This window comes from Roseococcus sp. GW821-FHT12F05, from assembly GCF_058806835.1.
Window position 1 is genome coordinate 204,651 of record NZ_JBXAQB010000008.1, and the last position, 20,675, is coordinate 225,325.

General features: G+C 70.9%; 17 protein-coding genes. 3 read left to right on the plus strand and 14 right to left on the minus strand.

The features are described from left to right. Nucleotides 1–9 precede the first annotated feature (9 nt). The 13 genes from AC1ROY_RS20285 to AC1ROY_RS20345 form a co-directional block, all read right to left on the minus strand. Nucleotides 10–903 (minus strand): metallophosphoesterase family protein, encoded by an 894-nt coding sequence (locus AC1ROY_RS20285; RefSeq protein ID WP_493150688.1) that lies wholly within the window; start codon nt 901–903, stop codon nt 10–12. After that, on the minus strand, nt 900–2,177 hold the full coding sequence (locus tag AC1ROY_RS20290) for an extracellular solute-binding protein (protein ID WP_493150689.1): 1,278 nt from the start codon (nt 2,175–2,177) through the stop codon (nt 900–902). The genes AC1ROY_RS20285 and AC1ROY_RS20290 overlap by 4 nt, the downstream gene beginning before the upstream one ends. 17 nt (nt 2,178–2,194) lie before the next feature. Next, nucleotides 2,195–3,010, minus strand: coding sequence for a carbohydrate ABC transporter permease (locus tag AC1ROY_RS20295; protein WP_493150690.1), 816 nt, complete (start codon nt 3,008–3,010; stop codon nt 2,195–2,197). Continuing rightward, a complete protein-coding gene (locus tag AC1ROY_RS20300; RefSeq protein ID WP_493150691.1) occupies nt 3,003–3,887 on the minus strand; it encodes a carbohydrate ABC transporter permease in 885 nt (294 codons plus the stop codon). Before AC1ROY_RS20300 ends, AC1ROY_RS20295 begins: the two co-directional genes overlap by 8 nt. Next, complete coding sequence (locus tag AC1ROY_RS20305) at nt 3,880–5,010, minus strand: ABC transporter ATP-binding protein (RefSeq protein WP_493150754.1); 1,131 nt, start codon at nt 5,008–5,010, stop codon at nt 3,880–3,882. Before AC1ROY_RS20305 ends, AC1ROY_RS20300 begins: the two co-directional genes overlap by 8 nt. A gap of 210 nt (nt 5,011–5,220) precedes the next feature. After that, nucleotides 5,221–6,786 carry a hydantoinase B/oxoprolinase family protein gene (locus tag AC1ROY_RS20310; RefSeq protein WP_493150692.1) on the minus strand — a complete coding sequence of 522 codons (1,566 nt, stop codon included), beginning with the start codon at nt 6,784–6,786 and terminating at the stop codon, nt 5,221–5,223. Continuing rightward, entirely contained in the window at nt 6,783–8,852 is a 2,070-nt protein-coding gene (locus AC1ROY_RS20315; protein WP_493150693.1) for a hydantoinase/oxoprolinase family protein, read from the minus strand. Before AC1ROY_RS20315 ends, AC1ROY_RS20310 begins: the two co-directional genes overlap by 4 nt. 7 nt (nt 8,853–8,859) lie before the next feature. Next, nucleotides 8,860–9,813 carry a Bug family tripartite tricarboxylate transporter substrate binding protein gene (locus AC1ROY_RS20320; protein ID WP_493150694.1) on the minus strand — a complete coding sequence of 318 codons (954 nt, stop codon included), beginning with the start codon at nt 9,811–9,813 and terminating at the stop codon, nt 8,860–8,862. Further along, on the minus strand, nt 9,810–11,882 hold the full coding sequence (locus AC1ROY_RS20325; RefSeq protein ID WP_493150695.1) for a hydantoinase/oxoprolinase family protein: 2,073 nt from the start codon (nt 11,880–11,882) through the stop codon (nt 9,810–9,812). Before AC1ROY_RS20325 ends, AC1ROY_RS20320 begins: the two co-directional genes overlap by 4 nt. Next, nucleotides 11,879–13,474 (minus strand): hydantoinase B/oxoprolinase family protein, encoded by a 1,596-nt coding sequence (locus AC1ROY_RS20330; protein WP_493150696.1) that lies wholly within the window; start codon nt 13,472–13,474, stop codon nt 11,879–11,881. Before AC1ROY_RS20330 ends, AC1ROY_RS20325 begins: the two co-directional genes overlap by 4 nt. Beyond that, complete coding sequence (locus AC1ROY_RS20335) at nt 13,474–14,430, minus strand: Bug family tripartite tricarboxylate transporter substrate binding protein (protein WP_493150697.1); 957 nt, start codon at nt 14,428–14,430, stop codon at nt 13,474–13,476. The genes AC1ROY_RS20330 and AC1ROY_RS20335 overlap by 1 nt, the downstream gene beginning before the upstream one ends. Nucleotides 14,431–14,577: 147 nt before the next feature. After that, nucleotides 14,578–15,738 carry an NAD(P)/FAD-dependent oxidoreductase gene (locus AC1ROY_RS20340; RefSeq protein ID WP_493150698.1) on the minus strand — a complete coding sequence of 387 codons (1,161 nt, stop codon included), beginning with the start codon at nt 15,736–15,738 and terminating at the stop codon, nt 14,578–14,580. Beyond that, nucleotides 15,738–16,715 carry a Bug family tripartite tricarboxylate transporter substrate binding protein gene (locus AC1ROY_RS20345; RefSeq protein ID WP_493150699.1) on the minus strand — a complete coding sequence of 326 codons (978 nt, stop codon included), beginning with the start codon at nt 16,713–16,715 and terminating at the stop codon, nt 15,738–15,740. Before AC1ROY_RS20345 ends, AC1ROY_RS20340 begins: the two co-directional genes overlap by 1 nt. A 114-nt stretch (nt 16,716–16,829) precedes the next feature. On the opposite strand from AC1ROY_RS20345, the gene AC1ROY_RS20350 reads away from it, so the two are divergent. Both AC1ROY_RS20350 and AC1ROY_RS20355 read left to right on the plus strand, forming a co-directional pair. Beyond that, complete coding sequence (locus tag AC1ROY_RS20350) at nt 16,830–17,471, plus strand: GntR family transcriptional regulator (RefSeq protein ID WP_493150700.1); 642 nt, start codon at nt 16,830–16,832, stop codon at nt 17,469–17,471. Continuing rightward, nucleotides 17,468–18,451: an Ldh family oxidoreductase gene (locus AC1ROY_RS20355; RefSeq protein ID WP_493150701.1), complete on the plus strand. Its 984-nt coding sequence runs from the start codon at nt 17,468–17,470 to the stop codon at nt 18,449–18,451. The genes AC1ROY_RS20350 and AC1ROY_RS20355 overlap by 4 nt, the downstream gene beginning before the upstream one ends. Here the strand turns inward: AC1ROY_RS20355 and AC1ROY_RS20360 are convergent. Continuing rightward, entirely contained in the window at nt 18,440–19,234 is a 795-nt protein-coding gene (locus tag AC1ROY_RS20360; protein ID WP_493150702.1) for an IclR family transcriptional regulator domain-containing protein, read from the minus strand. The genes AC1ROY_RS20355 and AC1ROY_RS20360 overlap by 12 nt on opposite strands. Nucleotides 19,235–19,321: 87 nt before the next feature. Here AC1ROY_RS20360 and AC1ROY_RS20365 point away from each other — a divergent pair, with 87 nt between their 5' ends. Then, nucleotides 19,322–20,644, plus strand: coding sequence for a Rieske 2Fe-2S domain-containing protein (locus AC1ROY_RS20365; RefSeq protein WP_493150703.1), 1,323 nt, complete (start codon nt 19,322–19,324; stop codon nt 20,642–20,644). Nucleotides 20,645–20,675 lie beyond the last annotated feature (31 nt).

Genomic DNA, 20,675 nt, shown 5'->3' on the forward strand with positions numbered 1-20,675 from the left:
GGAGTCCTCTCAGCTTTGGGGGAAAAGTCCGGGGTACGGCTGGTCCTCGCCGGCGAGCGGCTTGTAGAGGCCGATCCCGCCCATCCGGAGCCAGTTGCCGATGTCGATGTTCAGCAGCGCATGGGGCTCGTGCCAGGTGAGGACGGGCGCCGATTCCATCACGGCCGTGACGAAGCCCACGCGCCGCCGCCCACCGCGCGAGACCTGCCATTCGCAGACCGCGTCGTTCACGAAGGCGAGGCCCGGCAGCCAGAGATGCCGCGTGCCGGAGACGATCCGGTCGCGCGCCTCGTGCAGATGGCCGCTGACGAGAAGCTGGATGCGGCCATCGCGCACATGGCGCTGGATGAGCTCGCGCGTGTTCGGGAACCAGCAGGTGGTGCTCGGCTCGGCCTCGAGCACGTCGTGCTGGCAGAGCGGCTTGTGCATGAAGATCGCGACGCGGCGGGATTCGGCGCCGGCGACGGCGGCGTCGAGGAATTCCGCCTGCTCCGTCTCGGCGCGCATCCCGCTGCCGCAGATCAGGCTGTCGAGGCCGATCAGCCGCCAGCCGGGAATGTCGATGGACCAGAAGTCGCTGGGAAAGTGACGCAGCCAGGCGTCGCGCAGGTGGTCGTCCACCACATGCTCACCGCGCGCGTCCGGCGGGTTGCCGCCGACGTCGTGGTTGCCGGGCACCGCATGCCAGGGCGCCGGCAGCCGATCGAGCTGCGCGCGGGCGAAGGCGATATCATCCTCGCGCGAGGGGCCGTCCAGCGCGAGGTCGCCGGTCACGATCACGAGATCCGGCTTCGGCATCTCCGCGATCGCGCGCAGCATCAGCTCCCAGTTCGCGTGGAAGTACGGCCGCGCGCGGGACAGGTGGATGTCCGAGAGCAGCAGGATCCGGGCGGCGGCGCTCATGCGCGCCGCCGCGGCAGGAGGGCGGTGATCTCGCGGGTCATGGCGGTGGCGGCGTCCTGGGGCGTCTCGCGGCGGGCCACGATGGCCTGCGCGTGGTCGTTGATGAGGTCGGTGATGCGCAGCGCGTTCTGGCCGGGAAAGGCGTACCAGCCGGTCATGACGCCCTGCTGGTCCAGCGAGACCTTGTGGTTCGGGCTGGCGCGGTAGAAGGGCGCGAGCAAGTCCTCGCGCTCCGCGGGCACGGTCGTCGCGGGCATGTAGCCCGTGTGGCGGACCATGAGATTGGCGCCGTCGGGGCCCGTGGCGAGCTTCAGGAACTGCCAGGCCAGGGATTGCTTTGCCGCGTCGCGCGCGTGCAGCACGGCGACCGCACCGCCGGCCGGAACGCGGCCGCCCTCGACCGGGATCGGGAAGGGCGAGCAGACCATCGGGAAGCGCTCGCCGATGCCGCGCGTATAGGCGCCGATGCGCGCCGTGCTGCCCATGAAGAGGCCCAGGCGTCCCGCCATGAACTCGGTCTCGGCGGGGGCGAGGCGCAGGTCGGGCATCGCGGCCTCGTCCACGAGACGGCGCAGCACGGAGAGGCCCGTCAGCGCCGGCGCATCGGCCAGCGTCACGCGGGTCTCGGCCGCATCCATCATCGCGCCGCCCTGGGCGAAGACGAGGGCCTGGATCATCCAGTTGCCGGTGACGGTCCAGTTGAAGAAGAGGCTGCGGACCTCCTCCGAGAGCGCGTCGATGCGGCGGCCCAGCGCGATGACGCCGTCCCAGTCGCGCGGCAGGCTCGCGGGGTCGCCGCCCGCGCGGCGCACGAGCTCGGCGTTCCAGTAGAGGATCGGCGTGGAGATGGCGAAGCCGACGCCGCTCTGCACCACGCGCCCGCCCGGCGCGGGCGCCTGCCCCATGGTCAGCAGGGTCGGCGAGTAGCCGAGCGTGGGGGTTTCAGGGTCGGCGTCCAGCAGCGGCTTGAGGTCCACCAGCAGGTCGCGCTCCAGCAGCGTGCGCTGCCGGTTGAGACCCTGCAGCGAGAGGTCCGGCAGGCTGTTCGTCACCGCGTCGCGCAGCGTGCGCTGCAGCTGGACCTCGTAGTCCTCCTCGGGGGCGCGCAGCGTGACCTTCGCGCCGGTGCGGCTCTCGAAGAGGGCCGCGATGCGCTCCATCGGCTCGCGGAAGACGACGGGGTTGCAGTAGCTGACGGTGAGCGTGGCCGACTGCGCGCGCGCGACGGCAGGCACGGCCAGGCTCGCGCCGAGGAGGGTGCGGCGAGGAATCATGGGCAAAGGCTCCTTGTTCACTTGACGCCCGTCATGGTCACGCCGGCGATGAAGGCGCGTTGGGCGAGGAGGAAGGCGATCGCGAGGGGCGCGGTCACGACGCAGGCCGCCGCCATCAGCGGCCCATAGGCCGTGCCCGCCTCGTTGTTGGAGAAGAAGGCGATGCCGAGCGGCGGCGTCATCAGGTTCTCGTCCTGCACCGCGAGGAACGGCCAGAAGAACTCGTTCCAGTTCCAGATGAAGGAGAGGCAGGCGAAGGCCGCGATGGCCGGCGCCGCCGTCGGCAGCATGATGCGCCAGACGATGGCCAGCTCTGACAGCCCGTCCATCCGCGCGGCCGCGATCAGGTCGTCGGGCACGGTGCGGAAGAACTGCCGCATGAGGAAGATGCCGAAGACGCTGATGGTGCTCGGCAGGATGATCGCCGCGTAGGTGTTGAGCAGGCCGAGCTGCCACATCCCGATGTAGAGGGGGATGGCCGGCACCTGCGGCGGCACGAGCAGCGCCAGCAGCACCAGCGCGAAGGTCGTCTCGCGCCAACGCCAGCGCAGCTTGGCGAGCGCATAGGCCATGGGCAGCGCCGTGATCGCCTGTCCCGCGAAGATGCAGAAGGTGACGATGAAGCCGTTCAGCAGGAAGCGCGCGAGCGGCACCTTGGTGAAGGCGGCGTGGTAGTTCTCCCAGGCGGCCCATTGCTGCGGCCACAGCGTGAAGTGCGGCGAAAAAATCTCGCCCGGCGACTTCAGCGAGAGCGAGATCATGAGGACGAAGGGCGCCAGCATGACGACGGCGCCCGCCATCAGGACGGTGTGGCGGAGCGCAGCCTTAACCATAGTGGGCGCGCCTGTCCAAAAGCTTCGTCTGCGCCAGCGTCACCAGCAGGGTGAAGGCGAGGAAGACGATGGTGATCGCCGCGCCGTAGCTGCTGCGCAGGAAGGTGAAGCCCTGCTGCACCATGGTGTAGAGCAGCACTTCCGTGGACTTGCTCGGCCCGCCCTCGGTCAGCACGGCCACCGTGTCGAAGACCTGGAAGCTGCGGATCGCGGTGATGGCGACGACGAAGACCAGCGCCGGCCCGAGCATCGGCCAGGTGACGCGCCGGAACCGCTCCCAGGCGCCGTCGGCGCCGTCCATCGCCAGGGCCTCGTAGAGGTCCGGCGGGATGGATTTCAGCCCCGCCATGAAGAGCACCATGGCCAGTCCGAGATTCTGCCAGACGCCGATCACGATCAGCACGTAGAGCGCCGTGTCCGGGTTCTGCAGCCAGTCGTCCGTGGGCAGGCCGACCAGGCGAAAGGCCTGGTTCACGAAGCCCACCGTCGGGTGGAACATGAACTCCCAGACCAGCGCCATCGCCAGCAGCGTGGAGGCGACGGGCAGGAAGTAGGCGGCGCGGTAGAAGGCGCGGCCACGCGCGCCGCTCTCGATGGCGATGGCCGCGGCGAGGCCCAGCCCCACCGTCAGCGGCACGGCGAGGCCCACATAGATCAGCGTGTTGCGCAGCGAGATCCAGAAGACGCGGTCGCCCCAGAGCTCCTCGTAATTGCCGAGCCCGGCGAAGGCGATCGTGGGCTCCCCGAAATTCCAGTCGGTCAGCGAGAGCAGCGCGACGGCGACCGCGGGCCCGAGCAGCATCGCCCACATGAGCAGGAAGGCCGGCGCGGCGAGCGCATAGGCGGCGATGGCCTCGGCGCGGTGGGGGCTAGCCAAGGGCCACCTCCCGGATGGTCGCGTGCATCGGCAGGCGGAGACCACCCGGCCCGAAGAGCAGCGCGCGCGAGGCGGCAAGGCGCAGGCTTTCGCCCTGCGTCAGGCCGCGTGCGACTTCCGGCGCCACTCGGACGATGGCGGGGTGGCCACCGACCGTGACGTGGATCAGCGTCTCGGCGCCCAGATGCTCAAGCCGCGCAACATCAGCGGGAATGCCGTGTCCAGCAGGCTGCCAGGATTCCGGCCGCACGCCGAAGGTGACGGTGCCCGGCGCCCCCTGCCCGCGCCACGGCAGCAGCGTGCCCGCGACCTCGATGGCGCCGTCCGCGTGCATCTGCGCCGGCAGCGCGTTCATCGGCGGCGAGCCGACGAAGCGCGCGACATCCAGGCTCGCCGGCTCGTCGTAGAGCTCCTGCGGCGGGGCGAATTGCAGCACCCGGCCGGCCTGCATCACGGCCACGCGATCGGCCATCGCCATGGCCTCGTTCTGGTCGTGCGTGACGTAGAGCGTGGTGACGCCGAGGCGCTGCGTCAGCGAGACGATCTCCGAGCGCGCCTCGCCGCGCATGCGCGCATCGAGATTGGAGAGCGGTTCGTCCATCAGGAAGGCGGCCGGCCGGCGCACCATGGCGCGGCCGAGCGCCACGCGCTGGCGCTGCCCGCCCGAGAGTTGCGCGGGCTTGCGCGCCAGCAGCGGCACGAGGCCGAGCGGCTTCGCCACCGCCTCCACCTCGCCCGCGATGGCGCGGCGCGCGGCCCCCGTCCCCGGCATCAGCCGGCCCAGCAGCGGCACGCGCTGCAACGCCGAAAGCCGGCGCATCTCCAGCGGCAGAGCGATGTTCTGCCCCACCGTCATGTAGGGGTAGAGCGCGTAGGACTGAAACACCATCGCGAGGTTGCGCTGCTTGGGCGGCAGCGCGTCCATGCGCTTGCCGTCGACCCAGACCTCGCCCTCGTCGGCCGTCTCCAGCCCCGCGAGGATGCGCAGCAGCGTGGACTTGCCACAGCCGGACGCGCCCAGGATCGCGAGGAACTCGCCCTGCTTCGCTTCCAGCGTCACGTCGCGCAGCACATCCGTTGCGCCGAAACGCTTGTGGATGCCGCGCAGGGCCACTCCTGACATCGTGCTCACCACCTCCGTGCTGCGGGGGGGTGGTTACGGGTGCTTCATGTCAGCGACGCAGCACTTCGATGAACGTCCGGCGACAAGGGACAAGGCCGGGTTCAGGCTGGTTTTCCCGCCTCACCCCTCGCCGGATTTGTCGAGACCATGGTCGCGGGATTCAGACCTCCGGCGCCTTCGCGCCTCCGGTCATCCCGCTCAGACCACCCGTCAATCCGGGACGCCGTGCCCCCCGCCGCCGGGGGTGGCGAGCAGGATGGTCTCGCCCTTCCGCAGCACGTATTGCCGCTTGGGATCGACCTTCTCGCCGTTGATCCGCAGCTCGCCGCAGGCGCCGGCCGCGCCGCCCTCGATGCCGAAGGCCGGGATCACCGTGCGCTCCGCAAGGAAGGAGACGGCGATGGGCGTCTCGCTGCGCGTCTCGATCAGGATCTCCTGGCCCAGGCCGCCGCGGTGCTTCCCGGCGCCGCCGCTGCCCTCGCGCAGGCGCTTGTGGTGGAAGCGCAGAGGCGCGATGTGCTCGCTGACCTCCACCGACGTAGAAGATACGTTCGACGGCCAGGAGAGACAGGAAATCCCGTCCCCGGCGCCGTTCGCCCCCATGCCGCCGTTATAGAAAAACATGTTGGCGTAGGGCTTGAGCACGCCGGGCGCCAACTCGCGCACGCCGGACTGGTTCATGCCCCACATGGGCGAGCCGCAGGCGGCCATCACGCGCTCCGGCACGATCTGGCCGAGGCAGCCGAAGACCAGCATCGGCAGGTAGTGGCCGATGAGCATGCGCGAGCCGCCGGAGGCCGGAAACACCGGGTTCACGATGCAGCCGGCGGGCGCATCCACGCTGATGGGCCGGAAGGCACCCTCGTTGTTCGGCAGCGAGGGCTCGGTGCAGACCTTCACCCCGTACATGCACATGGCATAGGTGTAGCACATGGCGCAGTTGATCGCGCGATCGACCTGGGCATCGCTGCCCGTCATGTCCATCGAAATCGTGTCGCCCTTGATGGTCAGCGCCATCTTCAACGTGATGGGCGTGTCGAGCACGCCATCCGTCTGCAACTCGCTGCGATAGGTGCCGTCCGGCAGGGCCGCGATGGCGGCGCGCATCGCGCGCTCGCAGCGGCCATGGATCTCCGCCGCGAGATCGGTGAGGTCGGTCAGCCCGTGGCCGCGCATGAGGGTGAGCAGCCGCTCCTCCATCACGTCCAGCGCCACGACCTGCGCCCAGAGATCGCCCAGCGTCTGGTCCGGCGTGCGGACGTTCTTGCGCAGCAGCGCGACCAGCGTCTCGTCCGCCTCGCCGCGCCGCATGAGCTTCATCGGCGGGATCTGGAAGCCTTCCTCGAAGACCTCGCGCGGCTCCGGGCTGCGGATCTTTCCGCCGATGTCCGGCGCATGCGCGGTGGAGGCGCTGAAAGCCACCAGCCGTCCATCCAGAAAAATCGGCTTGGCGACGGTGATGTCCGGCAGGTGCCCCGTGCCGAGCCAGATGTCGTTGGTGACGAGCACGTCGCCGGGCTCCAGCTTCTCCGGCGGGAAGAAGTCGAGAAAATGCTTCACGGTGGCGGGCAGCGTGCCGATGAAGCTCGGGATGCTCTCCGTCGCCTGCACGAGCGACTGCCCCCGCACGTCGGTCACGATGCAGGAGAAGTCGTAGCTCTCGCGCACGAGGGTGGAGAAGCTGGTGCGCACCAGCGCCGCTGCCGCCTCGTCGACGAGCGAGATGAGCCGGCGCCACAGCAGCTCCAGCTCGATGGCATCGAAGGTGCGGGTCATGGCGCGGTCTCCTCGGCGAGGATGCTTCCGTCGGGCAGCAGGCGCGCGGTGGCGCCGGGGCCGATGATGAAGGTGCTCTCGTTCTCCTCGAAGACCGCGGGCCCCTGGATGACATCGCCGGCCGACAGCGCGTAGCGGTCGTAGACCGAGGCTTCGACCGGCGCGCCCGACTCGGAAAAGTACACCCGCCGCTTCCCCTTCAGCGCCGCGCCCTTCGCGTGCCGCGGCAGGTCCAGCGTGCCGCCCGCGCCGGGCATGGGCGCGGTGAGCGAGAGGCGCAGCGCCACGAACTCGACGGCCGCGCCCGGCGGCGTGCGGCCGAAGAGCCGCCTGTAGGACGCCTCGAAGCCGGCGCGGACGCCGTCGCGCGAAAAATCATCGGGCAGCGCGATGGTGAGCTCGCTGCCCTGGCCGACATAGCGCATGTCCGCGAGCCGCGTGGCGGCGCGTGCCTCGATCTCGGCGCCGGTGCCCTTCAGCACCTCCAGCGCCTCCCCCTCCAACCCGCCGAGAATGGCGCCCATGTCGGCCGGCTCGGCCGCATCGAGCCGCGCGCCGTAATGCGCCACGCGATCCACGCGCGCCGGCGCCATGAGCATGCCGATGGTGCTGCCCGCGCCCGCCCCCGGCGGGCAGACGACGCGCGAGATGCCGAGCCGCTTCGCCACCGCCCAGGCATGCACCGGCCCGGCGCCGCCGGTCGCGAGCAGCGCATAGTCCTGCGGCACGCGGCCGCGCTCGGCGATGGCGACACGGGCCGCGCCGGCCATGTTCTCGTTCACCACGTCGTGCACGCCGATGGCGGCGCGCTCCTCCGCGACCTCGAGTTTTTCCGCCAACCCGCGCAGCGCGGCATCGGAAGCGGATTTGTCGATGCGCATCTCGCCGCCGAGGAAGAAGCCCGCGTCGAGATAGCCCAGTGCCAGGTCGGCATCCGTCACAGCCGGCTCCGTCCCGCCGCGGCCGTAGCAGGCCGGCCCCGGCTGCGCGCCGGCCGATTCCGGCCCGACCGCGAGCGTGCCCAGGCCGCTCCGCCGCGCCAGGCTGCCGCCCCCCGCGCCGATCTCGATCAGCTCCACCGTCGCGATCTGCATCGGCAGCCCGCTCCCGCGAAGAAAGCGCTTTTCCCGTGCCGCCTCGAAGCCCCAGGCGACCAGCGGCTCGCCGTCATCCACCAGCGCGAGCTTGGCCGTGGTGCCGCCCATGTCGAAGGCCAGCACGCGATCCAACCCGGCATTCCGGCCGAACCAGGCGCCCGCCAGCGCGCCGGCGGCCGGCCCGGATTCCAGCAGCTGCACCGGCGCACGCCGCGCCTCGGCCACATGGGTGAGGCCGCCATTGGACAGCATGAGGAAGAGCCCGCCGGGAATGCCGGCCTTGCGCAGCTCGGACTCCATCCGCGCGAGGTAGCGATCGGCCAGCGGCCGCACATAGGCGTTGGCGACGGTCGTGCTGGTCCGCGGATACTCGCGGATCTCCGGCGCGATCTCCGACGAAAGCGACAGCGACAGCTCCGGAAAGCGCTTCGCCACCGCCTCGCCCAGGGCGCGCTCATGCGCGGGATTGGCATGCGCGTGGAGAAACACGATGGCGAGGCTTTCCGTGCCATCCTTCACCAGCGCTTCGACCTCACCCATCGCCGCATCCAGATCGAGCGCGATCTCCACGCTGCCGTCCGGCGCCAGCCGTTCCCGCGCCTCGCGCCGCCAATCGCGCGTCACCAACGGCTTCGGCATCGTGAGAAAAATGTCGTAGAGCTCGTACTTCCGCTCCCGCCCGATCTCCAGCACGTCGCGGAATCCCGCGGTGGTGATGAGCGCCGTCTTCGCGCCCTTCCGCTCGATCAGCGCATTGGTGAACAGCGTCGTCGCATGCACGACGCGCCCGACCTCGCCCGGCTCGCGCCCCGCGCGCCGCAGCACCTCCAGCGCGCCGGCCAGCGCGCCGCGCGCGGGATCGTCCGGCGTGGTGCTCTCCTTCCAGATGGTGGCGCGGCCGGAGATGGGATCGTGCAGGACCAGATCGGTGAAGGTGCCACCGATGTCGATTCCCAGAGACAGTGACATGCGTTCCTCAATCGGCGCGGATATTTCCCTGCGCCGCGACGCGCGCCCAGCGCTCGCGGTCACGTCGGATTCGGGCGGCGAAGGCTGGACCGACTTCCGGAATCGCGTCCATCCCCCGCGCGGCGAGAATGGGCTGCGTGGCGGGATCGGCCAGCGCATCCGTGAAGAGATGCCCCACCTGCTGCACCAGCTCCGCCGGCATGCCGGCGGGCCCGATCAGGCCGAACCAGTTGTTCATGTCGAGCGCCGGGTAATCGGCGGTCAGCAGCGGCATGTCCGGTACCATCGCGCTCGGCTTCGTCGCCGCCAGCGCGAGGCCGCGCACCTGCCCGCCGCGGATCAGCTCCACCACCTCCGCGATATTCGCGAACATCAGGTCGATGCGCCCGGCCGCAACGTCGAGCGTCGCCGGCGCGCCGCCGCGATAGGCGACATGGACGAAGCGCAGCCCCGCCTCGGCCCCGAAATGTTCGGCGGCGAGCTGGTTGGTGGAGCCGTTGCCCGTGCTGGCATAGCTGAGCTCGCCCGGCCGCGCCTTCGCGCGCGCCACGAGGTCGGCAACCGTGCGGTCCGGCGAATTGCCGGGCACGATCAGCGCCATCGGCGTGCCCGTGAGGTTGCAGACGGGCGTGAGGTCCCGGTCCAGATCCAGCGGGATCTGCGAGCCGGGCACGGCGGGCGCCACGGACATCATGCCCATGATGGCCGAGGCGAGCGTCAGCCCGTCCGGCGGCGAGCGCGACGCCGCCTGCGCGGCCAGAAAGCCCAGCGCGCCGCTGCGCGTCTCGGCGATGACGACGGGTCCGCCGCGCCGCGCCACGGCATCGGCAGCGATGCGCACCGACTGGTCCACCGCGCCACCCGGCGCGAAGCCCACCAGCACGCGGATAGGTCCACGCGGCTGCGCGATGGCCGGCGTCGCCAGCAGCGGCGCGGCGAGGATCAGACGGCGTCGGATCATGCGAGTTCCACCACGAGATTGCCGCAAGCCTCCAGCGTGGCGCGCGATCCCGGCGGCAGCAACAGTGTGGACATGCCGTCCTCCACCACCGCGGGGCCGTCGATCCCCTGCCCCGCGCCCAGCGCCTCGCGGCGATAGGCGGGGACCTCCTGCATCGCCTCGCCGAAGCGGACGCGGCGCATCGCACGCGGCGTGGCGCTGCCGGTCGCGGCGACGGCGGGATCGAGGCGGCCATCGCCCGTGGCCGCCGTGACGGCGAGGCGGATGTTCACCACCTCGACCGTGGCGACGGGCGGCACGCCCGCGAAGACCTCGCGATAGGCGGCCTCGAACAGCGCGCGGATGGCAGCCGGGCTGGCCGCGTCGTAGGGGCCGGGCGGCAGGACCGTGACCAGCTCATGCCCCTGCCCGGCGAAGCGCAGATCGGCCGTGCGCTCGATCTTCACCTCGGCGCCAGCGCCGAGGGTGACGGCGATGATCCCGCGCGCGTCACGCTCCAGCGCCTCGAAGCGCGCCTCCAGCTCCTCGGGCGGCAGCGAATCCAGCGTCCGCGCCAGCGTCGCCACGCGATCCACGCGCGCCGGCGCCAGCAGCATGCCGAGCGCCGAGGCCACGCCGGCCGCGGGCGGGCAGATCACGCGCTTCAGGCCGAGGCGCCGCGCCACCTCCGGCCCGTGCAGCGGTCCACCGCCGCCGGTGACGAGCAGCGCGTGGTCGCGCCCCTCGCCGCCTTGCTCGGCCAGGTGCACGCGGGCCGCTGCGGCCATGGTCTCGTTCACCACGGCCTGGATGCCGGCGGCGCCGTCCTCCATCCCCATGCCGGCCGCCGTGCCGAGCGCACCGAGCGCCGCCTCGCTGGCCTCGATGTCGAGGCGCATGGTGCCGCCCGCGAAGCCTGCCGCATCGAGGCAGCCCAGCGCGAGATTGGCATCGGTCACCGTCGGCTCCGTGCCACCGCGGGCGTAACAGACCGGCCCCGGCGCGGAGCCTGCACTGCGCGGGCCCACCTTCAGCAGCCCGAGCGGGTCGAGCGCCGCGATGCTGCCGCCACCGGCGCCGATCTCGATGAGCTCCACCGCGGAGATGCTGAGCGGCAGCCCGCTGCCCGTGGTGAAGCGCCGCTCGCGCGCGGCCTCGAACTTGTGCGCCACGCGCGGCACGCCGTCGCGCACCACCGCGAGCTTGGCCGTGGTGCCGCCCATGTCGAAGGCCAGCAGATCCGTGGCCCCGCTGCGCGCGCCCAGCACCGCGGCGGCCAGCGCGCCGGCGGCCGGCCCGGATTCCAGCAGCCGCACGGGGATGCGCTTGGCCTCGTCGATATGCGTGAGCCCGCCATTGGAGAGCATCAGGAACAGGGGTGCGCCGATGCCCAGCGCGGAAATCTCCGCCGCCATCCGGTCCAGATAGCCGGAGGCGAGCGGCTTCACATAGGCATTGGCGACCGTCGTGGAGATCCGCTCGTACTCGCGAATCTGCGGCGAGACATCGCTGGAGAGGGACAGATGCAGCGACTGGTGCCGCCGCGCGATCAACGCCGCCGCCTGCCGCTCATGCACCGGATTGGCGTAGCTGTGCAGGAAGCCGATGGCCAGCGAGGTGACGCCCGCCTCCACCAGCCGGTCCGCCGCCGCCAGCACCGAAGCCTCGTCCAGCGCGATCTCGACGCTGCCATCCGCCCGCAGGCGCTCCTTCGCTTCCAGCCGCCAGGCGCGGCGCACCAGCGGTGCGGGCAGCGGCAGGAAGAGGTCGTAGATCTCGTATTTCCGCTCGTGCCCGATCTCGAGGATGTCGCGGAATCCCTCGGTGGTGAGCAGGCCCGTCGGCGCGCCGCGGCGCTCGATGAGCGCGTTGGTCAGCAGCGTCGTCGCATGCACCACGCGGGTGATCTGCGCCGGCGCGACCTTCTCCCGATCGAGCAGCGCCCGGATGCCGGCGATGACGCCGCGCGCGGGCTCGTCCGGCGTCGTCAGCTCCTTATAGGCACTGAAGCGGCCCGTATCGGGGTCGTGCAGCACGAGGTCGGTGAAGGTGCCGCCGATGTCGATGGCGAGCGCATGCGAGGAGCTCAAGCGTAACCGTCCAATTTGTCAGCTTCGGTCAAGGCGGGGTCGCGTTTCGCGGGGTCGCCGTGCCCGCCGCCGCCGGGGGTGCGCATCTCCACCGTGCCGCCGGGCATCACGATGTGCTGGCGCTTGGGATCGACGACGGCGCCGTCGATGATCACCGCCCCGGGCGCGCCCGGCCTGCCGCCCGCAAAGCCAGGCGCGGCCGAATTCTCCTGCGTGCGCTCGGCCAGGAAGGTGACGGCGATGGGCTGGTCCGAGCGGCTCTCGTAGAGCGTCTCCTGCCCGGTCCCGCCGCGATGCCTTCCGGCCCCGCCGGTGCCCTCGCGCAGCCGGCGGAAGCGCACATGCCAGGGCGCCGTCTGCTCGATGGTCTCGACCGAGGCGGAGGAGACGTTGGAGGGCCAGCTCAGCACGTTCGCGCCGTCCATGGCGGCGCTGGCGCCGTAGCCGCCATTGAGGAAGAGCGCATTGGCGATCGGCTTCCCATCCGCGCGGAACCCCGAGAAGCCCAGGCACCACAGCGGCGAGCCGACGCCGGCCACCACGCGGTCCGGCAGCGCATCGGCCAGCGCGGACATCACCAGCGCCGGCAGGAAGTGCCCCGTCAGCGCCCGCGCGCCGCCGGCCGCGGGATGGGTGGAGTTGAGGATGCAGCCCTCCGGCGCCGTCACGGTGAGCGGGCGAAAGCTGCCCTCGTTGTTCGGCACCGCGGGGCAGAGCACCGCCTTCACCGCGAAGGCCGTGTAGGCGAAGGTATAGGCGAGGCAGACGTTGATCGCGCGCGCCACCTGCGGGTCCGAGCCCGCATAATCCGCCACGATCTCGTCGCCGGAAATCGTCAGCGTGAGCTGCAGCTTCAGCGGCTGCTCCAGCCCGTCCGTCTGTACCGCGGCGCGATACACGCCATCCGGCACCGCCGCGATCGCCGCGCGCGTGGCGCGCTCCGAGCGCGACTGAATCTCCTCGGCGAGACCGGCGAGATCCGGCAGATCATGTTCCGCCAGCAGGCCGAGCACGCGCCGTTCCATCAGGTCCAGCGCGGCGAACTGCGCGTGCAGGTCGCCCAGCACCTGGTCGGGCACGCGGGTGTTCTTGCGCAGCATCTTCATGAGCGTCGCATCGGGCACGCCGGCCGCGACGGCCTTCATGATGGGGATCTGCAGCCCCTCCTCGAAGACGTCGCGCGCCTCGGCCGAGCGGATGCGCCCGCCGATATCCGGCGAATGCGCGATGGATCCGGCGAAGCCCACCAGCACCCCGTCGCGGAAGATCGGCTTGGCCACCGTGATGTCCGGCAGGTGGCCGGTGCCCATCCAGATGTCGTTGGTGATGAGGATGTCGCCCGGCGCCAGCGTCTCCGGCGGATACTCCTTCAGGAAGTGCCGCACCGTGTTCGGCAGGGTGCACAGAAAGCTCGGCACGGAGTCCGTGGCCTGCACGATGGACTGGCCGCGCGCATCCGTCAGCACGCAGCCGAAATCGTGGCTCTCGCGCACCACGGTCGAGAAGGAGGAACGGAGCAGCGCGGCGGCCGCCTCGTCCACGATGGAGACGAGCCGCGTCCAGAGCAGCTCCAACCGTACCGGATCGAACATCAGTCGAGACGTATCCCTGCAGAAGACACGACGCGCTGCCACTTCACCGATTCGTCGGCGAGGAAGCTGCGGGTCTCGTCGAGATTGCCCCCGATCGGCGTCGCGCCCAAGGTCTGGAAGCGGTCGCGGATGGCGGGGTCGGTGAGCACGGCGCGCAGGTCGGCGTTGAGCCGCTCCATCAGCGGCGCCGGCGTCGAGGCGGGCGCGGCGATGGTGAACCAGGCCGTCGCGACATAGCCGTCCACGCCGGCCTCGGCCGCCGTCGGCACGTCGGGCAGCGCGGGCGAGCGCGTGGCGCTGGTGATGGCGAGCGGGCGCACGCGGCCGTCGCGCGCCACGGGCGGGATGGTCGGCAGGTTCTCGAACATCATGTTGATGTTGCCCGCCATGACGTCGTTCAGCGCCTGGGAGGAGCCGCGATAGGGCACGTGGATCAGCCGCAGCCCCGTGACGAGCATGAAGAGCTCGCCGGCCATGTGCGTCGAGGTGGAGTTGCCGGCGGAGCCGAAGGTGATGGTGCCCGGCCGCGCCTGGGCCAGTGCCACCAGCTCGCGCAGGTTCTGGGCCGGCACCGAGGGATGCACCACGATGACGTTGGGGAATTCCGCCAGCATCGTGACCGGCGTCAGCTCGTCCTTCGGGCTGTAGGGCAGGTTGCGGTAGACGGTGTAGGCCGCGTGGATGCCGATGCTGCCGAGCAGCAGCGTGTGCCCGTCGCCGGGGCTGCGCGCCACGTTCTCGCCGCCGATATGCCCGCCGGCGCCGAGACGGTTGTCGATCACCACCGGCTGGCCCCAGCGCGCCGAGAGCGCCTGGGCGGTGATGCGCGCCAGCACGTCGGCCGAGCCGCCGGCGGCGAAGGGCACCACGATGCGCACCTGCCGCGTCGGCTGCGCCTGCGCCATGCCGGCGAACAGGACCAGTCCCAGCAAACCCATCCAGCGGACAGCGCGCATGCTCATGCTCCGGTCACGATCCCAGGCCGGCATTGCGGCATGCAGGGTCCGCCGAGGCAAGACGCGCCGGCCCACTCCCTGGCCCCGTCCAGCGACGGAATGCCTCATCCATGGACGCCGCTGCCTCCCTTGAAGTCATTATACCGTCTATCGGATTCCGGATTCCGCATAGGGTTCGTCGTCGAGGACGCGCTGATAGCCCATGCGCGTCAGGTCGAGCGTCCGGTACCCGCCGTGCAGGACGAGCTCCGACAGCGCGCGCCCGACGGCCGGCGCATGCATCAGCCCATGGCCGGAGAAGCCGCAGGCGACGAAGAAATTGTCCAGCTTCCCCGGCCAGTTGCCCAGGATCATGTTGCCGTCGAGCCGGTTGCGGTCGTAGTGGCCGACCCAGGAATCCCGCAGCTTCAGCTCCTCCATGATCGGAAAGCGGTGCGCGATATGCGGCCAGACGACGCGCTGGAAGTAGTCGTGGTCGACCTCCCAGTTCTCGCCGGCGGGGATGCCGAAATCCACGACGCTGCCGGCATAGCCGCGGTCCCAGTTGTGGAAGCCGAGGCCGTTGAGGTCCTTCACGAAGGGCAGCCGCGGCATCTCCGCGCGGCATTCCCAGAAATGGTCGTGGCGCTGCATGGGCTCGACGGGAAGGAACATGCCGACCATGGCGGCGACGTCGGCCGACCAGGTGCCGGCCGCGCAGATCACCTGCTGCGGCCGCAGCACCTCGCCGCTGGAGAGCGTCACGCTGCGGACGGCGGTGCCTTCGGCCGTCATGGCGACGACCTTTTCCGCCAGGTATTCCGCGCCCTGCGAGCGGGCCTTCCGGCGAAAGCCCTGGAGCGCGCCATTGGGCTCCAGGCAGCCATCCTCCGGCGCGTGCGAGGCGGCGCCGATGTCCGACACGTTCATCGCGGGAAAGCGGCGCTGCAGAGCGTCGCGGTCGAGCAGGTCCACCTTCACGCCGAGCGAGGTCTGCAGCGCATGGTTGCGCTCGATGATGCCCACCCCCTCGGGCGGGACAATGAACAGGTAGCCGTCGCGGCGAAAGCCGATCTCCGGCGGCTCGCCGTCGACGGTGCAGTGCTCGGCGAAATTCTCGTAGAAGGGGATGCTGTAGTTCGACATCTCGATGTTCTCGGGGCACGAGAACAGCCGCCTTGCGCCGCCCGAGGCCCGCGGCGTCGCGGCCTTGCTGTAGAGCGGATCGGGCTCCAGCACCGTCACCTTCCCGGCCTGGCCGCTCCCCGTGAGGAAGAAGGCGGCGGCCGAGCCGATGACGCCGCCGCCGATGATCAGGATGTCGGTCATCAGTTCGCCGAAAGATTGGCCGCGCGGATCACCGCCGTCCACTTCGCGAGCTCGGCCGCGACCAGCTCGCCATAGGCCTGCGCCGTGCTGCCGCGCGCCGTGGCGCCGAGTTCCGCCAGGCGGGTCTTCACCGCCGGGCTGGCCAGCACCTGCTGCAGCTCGGCATTGAGATGGCTGACGATCTCCGGCGGCGTCCCCTTCGGCGCGCTCATGCCCGACCAGGAGGTGCCCATCAGGCCCGGCATCCCCGCCTCGGCCGCGTTGGGCACCTGCGGCGCGAAGGACATGCGCTCCACGCTGGTGACGGCCAGCGCGCGCACGGTCCCGGTGCGGATGTGGTCCGCCGAGTTCGGCACCTGGTCGAACATCATGTCCACATGGCCGGCGATCACGTCGGCCAGCGCCGGGCCGTTGCCGCGATAGGGCACGTGCACGATATCCGTCCCCGTCACGTGCTTGAACAGCTCGCCGTAGAGATGCGTCGAGGTCCCCGCGCCGGCCGAGGCGAAGGTGATGGTCCGCGGCGCCGCCCTGGCCGCCTCCGCCACCTCGGCGAGCGTGCGCCAGGGACGGCCCGGATTCACCACCACGACCTGCGGCGTCTCCAGCAGCAGCGAGACGGGAACGAGGTCGTTGGGGATGTCGATCGGCAGGTTGCGGTAGAGCGCCGGATTGATGGAGACGATGCTCATCGTCGAGAGCAGCAGCGTGTAGCCGTCGGGCGTCGAGCGGATCACGCGCTCGGTGCCGATATTGCCGCCGGCGCCGGTGATGTTCTCCACCAGCACGCGCTGGCCGAGGCGGTTGCCCAGATGCTCGGCGATCACGCGGGTCATCACGTCCGTGCCGCCGCCCGCCGCGAAAGGCAGCACCACGCGGACGGGACGGTTGGGATACCCTGCCTGGGCCCGGACCGCAGGGGCCGCGGCGCCCGCCATCATCAGGCCGAGGGCGGCGCGTCTGTTGGCATGGGGCATGGGCGGCTCCTGTCCGGCGGTACATACAAATCCAACAGGATTGGATCCAAGAGTCAAACTTTACATCCAATCCGGCGATGCGCTAACGCTTGATCACGCCAGGGATGCAAGAAATTGACCGAAGCCCAGCCGGCCTCGCTGGCCATCACCTCCGCCCTCCGCGCCGAGATCATGTCCGGCGCCATCGCCCCCGGCGCGCGCCTGCGGCAGGACGAGCTCGCCACGCGCTTCGGCACCAGCCGCATCCCCGTGCGCGAGGCGCTGCGCCAGCTCGAGGCCGAGGCGCTGGTCATCCACGACACGCATCGCGGCGCCCGCGTGGCGCCGCTCACGCTCGACGAGACGCTGGAGCGGATGGAGATCCGCATGGCGCTGGAAGGCCTGGCGCTGAAGCTCGCCGTCCCGAACATGAGCGAGCTGGACTTCGAGCACCTGGAGGGAATCCTCGCCGAATACGACCTGGCCGAGGATCCCGCGCAGTGGACCACCTGCAACTGGCGGTTCCATACGGCGCTCTACGCGCCCTGCGGCCGGCCGACGCTGCTCGGGCTGATCGAGGCGAACTTCGCCAATGCGGACCGGTTCCTGCGGCTCCGGCTCTCGCAGGCCACGGGCAAGGAATGGCCGCAGATCGAGCATCGCGAGATCCTGTCTGCCTGCCGCGCGGGCGATGCGGCGAAGGCGGCCGCGCTGCTGGAGGCGCATATCGCCAAGTCCCGGAAATCGCTGGCGGCCTCGATGCGGCTGAAGAAGTGAGGCTGGCCTACGCCGAGCTGCACGCGCTGCTGGCGCGGGCCTTCGCCAAGCATGGCATGCCCGAGGCGAGCGCCGCGATCCTCGCCGGCGCCGTCGCGCAGGCCGAGCGCGACGGGGTGCACAGCCACGGGCTCTTCCGGGTGCCCGGCTACCTCTCCTCGCTGCGCAGCGGCTACCTGGACGGCGCCGCCCTGCCCGTGGTCGAGCAGCCCAAGCCCGGACTCATCGCGGTGGACGGCAACGGCGGCTTCGCGCAGGTGGCGCTGGAGGCCGGCCGCGCGCGGCTGCTGGAAGCGGCGGCGGCCAACGGCATTGCCTGCGCCGCCATCCGCAACGCGCATCACTATGCCTCCCTCTCCACCGACATCGAGCCCTTCGCCGAGTCCGGCTTCTTCGCCCTCGCCATGGCCAATGGCCGCAGCCGCGTGGCGCCCTTCGGCGCGCGGAAGGCCGTGCTCGGCACCAACCCGATCGCGCTGGCCTGCCCGCGCGCCGACGGCCCTCCGCTCCTCTGGGACATGGCGACCAGCGCCATCGCCAATGGCGACGTGCTGATGGCCGCGCGCGACGGCCGCGCCATTCCCGCCGGCGTGGCGCTCGACCGGCACGGCGCGCCGACCACCGACCCGAAGGCGATGCAGGACGGCGGCGCGCTCCTCCCCTTCGGCGGCCACAAGGGCGCGGCGATCGCCATGATGGTGGAACTGCTCGCCGCCGCGCTGACCGGCGGGCGCTTCGGCTTCGAGGACGAGGCCTTTCGTTACCCCGGCGCGCTGACGGCCAATGCCGGGCAGATCGTGATCCTGATCGAGGGTCGCCACGATGCGGCGGCCCGTGTGGACCTGCTGGTCTCCCGGCTGATGGAGGCCGGCGCCGAGCGCCTCCCCGGCCAGCGCCGCCTGCAGGCGCGCGCCGAGGCGGCGGCGCATGGCATCGCCGTCACGGAGGAGCAGCTCGCGCTGCTGCGCTCACACCAATAGGGCGCCGATCTCCTCCGCCTCCGCGCGCAGCACCGGCAGCGCCCTCTCGCGCAGCGCCTCGGCGGTGCCGCGCTCGGTCTGCATGCCGAGATTCAGCGCGGCGATGACACGCCCGTCGTAGCGCCGCAGCGGGACGGCGAGCGAACGAAATCCGATCTCCGCCTCCTGGTCCACCAGCGCGAAGCCTTCGGCACGGGCCTCCAGGACGCGGGCGCGGAGCATCCTGGGATTCAGTTCCGTCTGCGGCGTCAGCGCCTGCGGGCGCACATTCGTGAAAAAGGCCTCCAGCTCCGCATCCCCCAGCCCCGCCAGCAGCACGCGGCCGAGCGCCGTGCAGAAGGCCGGCAGCCGCCAGCCCACCATCGTCGTCACGGAGACCATCCGCGTCGGCTGGCCATAGGCCACGAAGACGATCTCCTCGCCGTCCAGCACCGCCGCCGAGCAGGGCCCGCCCAGCGCCAGGCTCAGCCGCTCGCAGCGCGGCTGGAGGATGGTCGAGGCGCCGTTGGAGCCGAGATAGGCGGCCGCCAGCCGCAGCACCCCCGGCGTCAGGCGGAAGAGGCGGCCATCCGTCTCCACATGGCCGAGCTCCGTCAGCGTGATCAGCGCGCGGCGCACCGTGGCGCGCGGCAGGTCCACCTCGCGCGCCACCTCGGCCAGCGTCATCTGCCGGCGCTCCGGCCCGAAGGCCTGGAGCACGGCGAGGCCGCGCGCCAGCGCCTCCAGGAAGTCCGGGCTGGTCGACTGCCGGCGTTCCGCATCCTGTGCGCGCAATCGCGCCATGACAGCATCCTTGTTGCGTCATCAAAGCGACGCTTGCTATCATCGCACAAGTGTTCGGTGATCGAACAGCCCTCGGAGCCTAGCGCCATGATCTCCGCCGAACAGAACGAGCGCCTCACCCGCGTCGGCCCCGGCACGCCCGGCGGGAAGATGCTGCGGCACTACTGGCAGCCGATCGCGCTGCTGGACGAGCTGGAGGGCAAGCGCCCCGTCCGCCCCGTGCGTGCGCTGGGCCAGGATTTCGTGCTGTTCCGCGACGAGAAGGGCCGCCTCGGCCTGCTCGACCGCGACTGCCCGCACCGCAATGCCGACCTTGCCTTCGGGCGGCTGGAGCATGGCGGTATCCGCTGCTCCTTCCACGGCTGGCTCTTCGACGTCGAGGGAAAGTGCCTGGAGACGCCGGCCGAGCCGGAAGGCAGCACTCTCTGCTCGCGCATCCGCCAGCGCGCCTATCCCGTGGTCGAGCGCAGCGGCATCGTCTTCGCCTATCTGGGCGAGGGTGAGGCGCCCCCCTTCCCCGCCTTCGACTGCTTCGCCGCGCCGGAGACGCACACCTTCGCCTTCAAGGGCCTGATCGAGTGCAACTGGCTGCAGGCGCTGGAGGTCGGCATCGATCCCGCCCACGCCTCCTATCTGCACCGCTTCTTCGAGGACGGCGACGCCGCCGACGCCTACGGCAAGCAGTTCCGCGCCACCTCCGACGGCTCCGACCTGCCGATGACCTATGTGCTGCGCGAATTCTCCCGCCCGCGCATCGAGGTCGAGAACACGGATTACGGCCTGCGCCTCTACGCCCTGCGCGAGATCAACGAGGCCACCACGCATGTCCGCGTGACGAATCTCTACTTCCCGCAGGCCTTCGTCATCCCCATGAGCTCGGAGATGACCATCACCCAGTGGCACATGCCCGTGGACGACACGCATTGCTATTGGATCGCCATCTTCACGAGCTTCGCCGGCCCGGTGGATCGCGAGCAGATGCGCAACCAGCGCCTCGGCTCCTACACCATGCCCGACTACATCCCGATCCGCGGCCGCGCCAACGACTACGGCTACGATCCGCACGAGCAGGAGAGCTCGACCTACACGGGCATGGGCGACGACATCAACACGCACGACCAATGGGCCGTGGAATCGCAGGGCGCGATCCAGGACCGCACGCGCGAGCACCTCGCCAGCACGGACAAGGCCATCGCCGCCAACCGCCGCCTGATGCTGCGCGCCATGGCCGCCGTCGAGGAAGGCAATCGCCCGCCCCTCATGCAGGACTCTCGCGCCGCCGCCCTCACCGGCCCCAGCACCATCGACGGCATGGCGCCCACCGCCAACTGGGAGCAGCACTGGAAGGACGCGGTGACGCGCCGGCGCTCCGCCGCCCCCTGGGCCCCGCCGGCGCTCGCCGCAGAGTGACTTTTGTAGAGCGACACGGCCTCCACACGGA

Coding starts and splice junctions, on each gene's coding strand:
- AC1ROY_RS20285 (WP_493150688.1), bottom strand. CDS start 903: ATGAGCGCCGCCGCCCGGATCCTGCTGCTCTCGGACATCCACCTGTCC.
- AC1ROY_RS20290 (WP_493150689.1), bottom strand. CDS start 2,177: ATGATTCCTCGCCGCACCCTCCTCGGCGCGAGCCTGGCCGTGCCTGCC.
- AC1ROY_RS20295 (WP_493150690.1), bottom strand. CDS start 3,010: ATGGTTAAGGCTGCGCTCCGCCACACCGTCCTGATGGCGGGCGCCGTC.
- AC1ROY_RS20305 (WP_493150754.1), bottom strand. CDS start 5,010: ATGTCAGGAGTGGCCCTGCGCGGCATCCACAAGCGTTTCGGCGCAACG.
- AC1ROY_RS20310 (WP_493150692.1), bottom strand. CDS start 6,786: ATGACCCGCACCTTCGATGCCATCGAGCTGGAGCTGCTGTGGCGCCGG.
- AC1ROY_RS20315 (WP_493150693.1), bottom strand. CDS start 8,852: ATGTCACTGTCTCTGGGAATCGACATCGGTGGCACCTTCACCGATCTG.
- AC1ROY_RS20320 (WP_493150694.1), bottom strand. CDS start 9,813: ATGATCCGACGCCGTCTGATCCTCGCCGCGCCGCTGCTGGCGACGCCG.
- AC1ROY_RS20330 (WP_493150696.1), bottom strand. CDS start 13,474: ATGTTCGATCCGGTACGGTTGGAGCTGCTCTGGACGCGGCTCGTCTCC.
- AC1ROY_RS20335 (WP_493150697.1), bottom strand. CDS start 14,430: ATGCGCGCTGTCCGCTGGATGGGTTTGCTGGGACTGGTCCTGTTCGCC.
- AC1ROY_RS20340 (WP_493150698.1), bottom strand. CDS start 15,738: ATGACCGACATCCTGATCATCGGCGGCGGCGTCATCGGCTCGGCCGCC.
- AC1ROY_RS20345 (WP_493150699.1), bottom strand. CDS start 16,715: ATGCCCCATGCCAACAGACGCGCCGCCCTCGGCCTGATGATGGCGGGC.
- AC1ROY_RS20360 (WP_493150702.1), bottom strand. CDS start 19,234: ATGGCGCGATTGCGCGCACAGGATGCGGAACGCCGGCAGTCGACCAGC.
- AC1ROY_RS20365 (WP_493150703.1), top strand. CDS start 19,322: ATGATCTCCGCCGAACAGAACGAGCGCCTCACCCGCGTCGGCCCCGGC.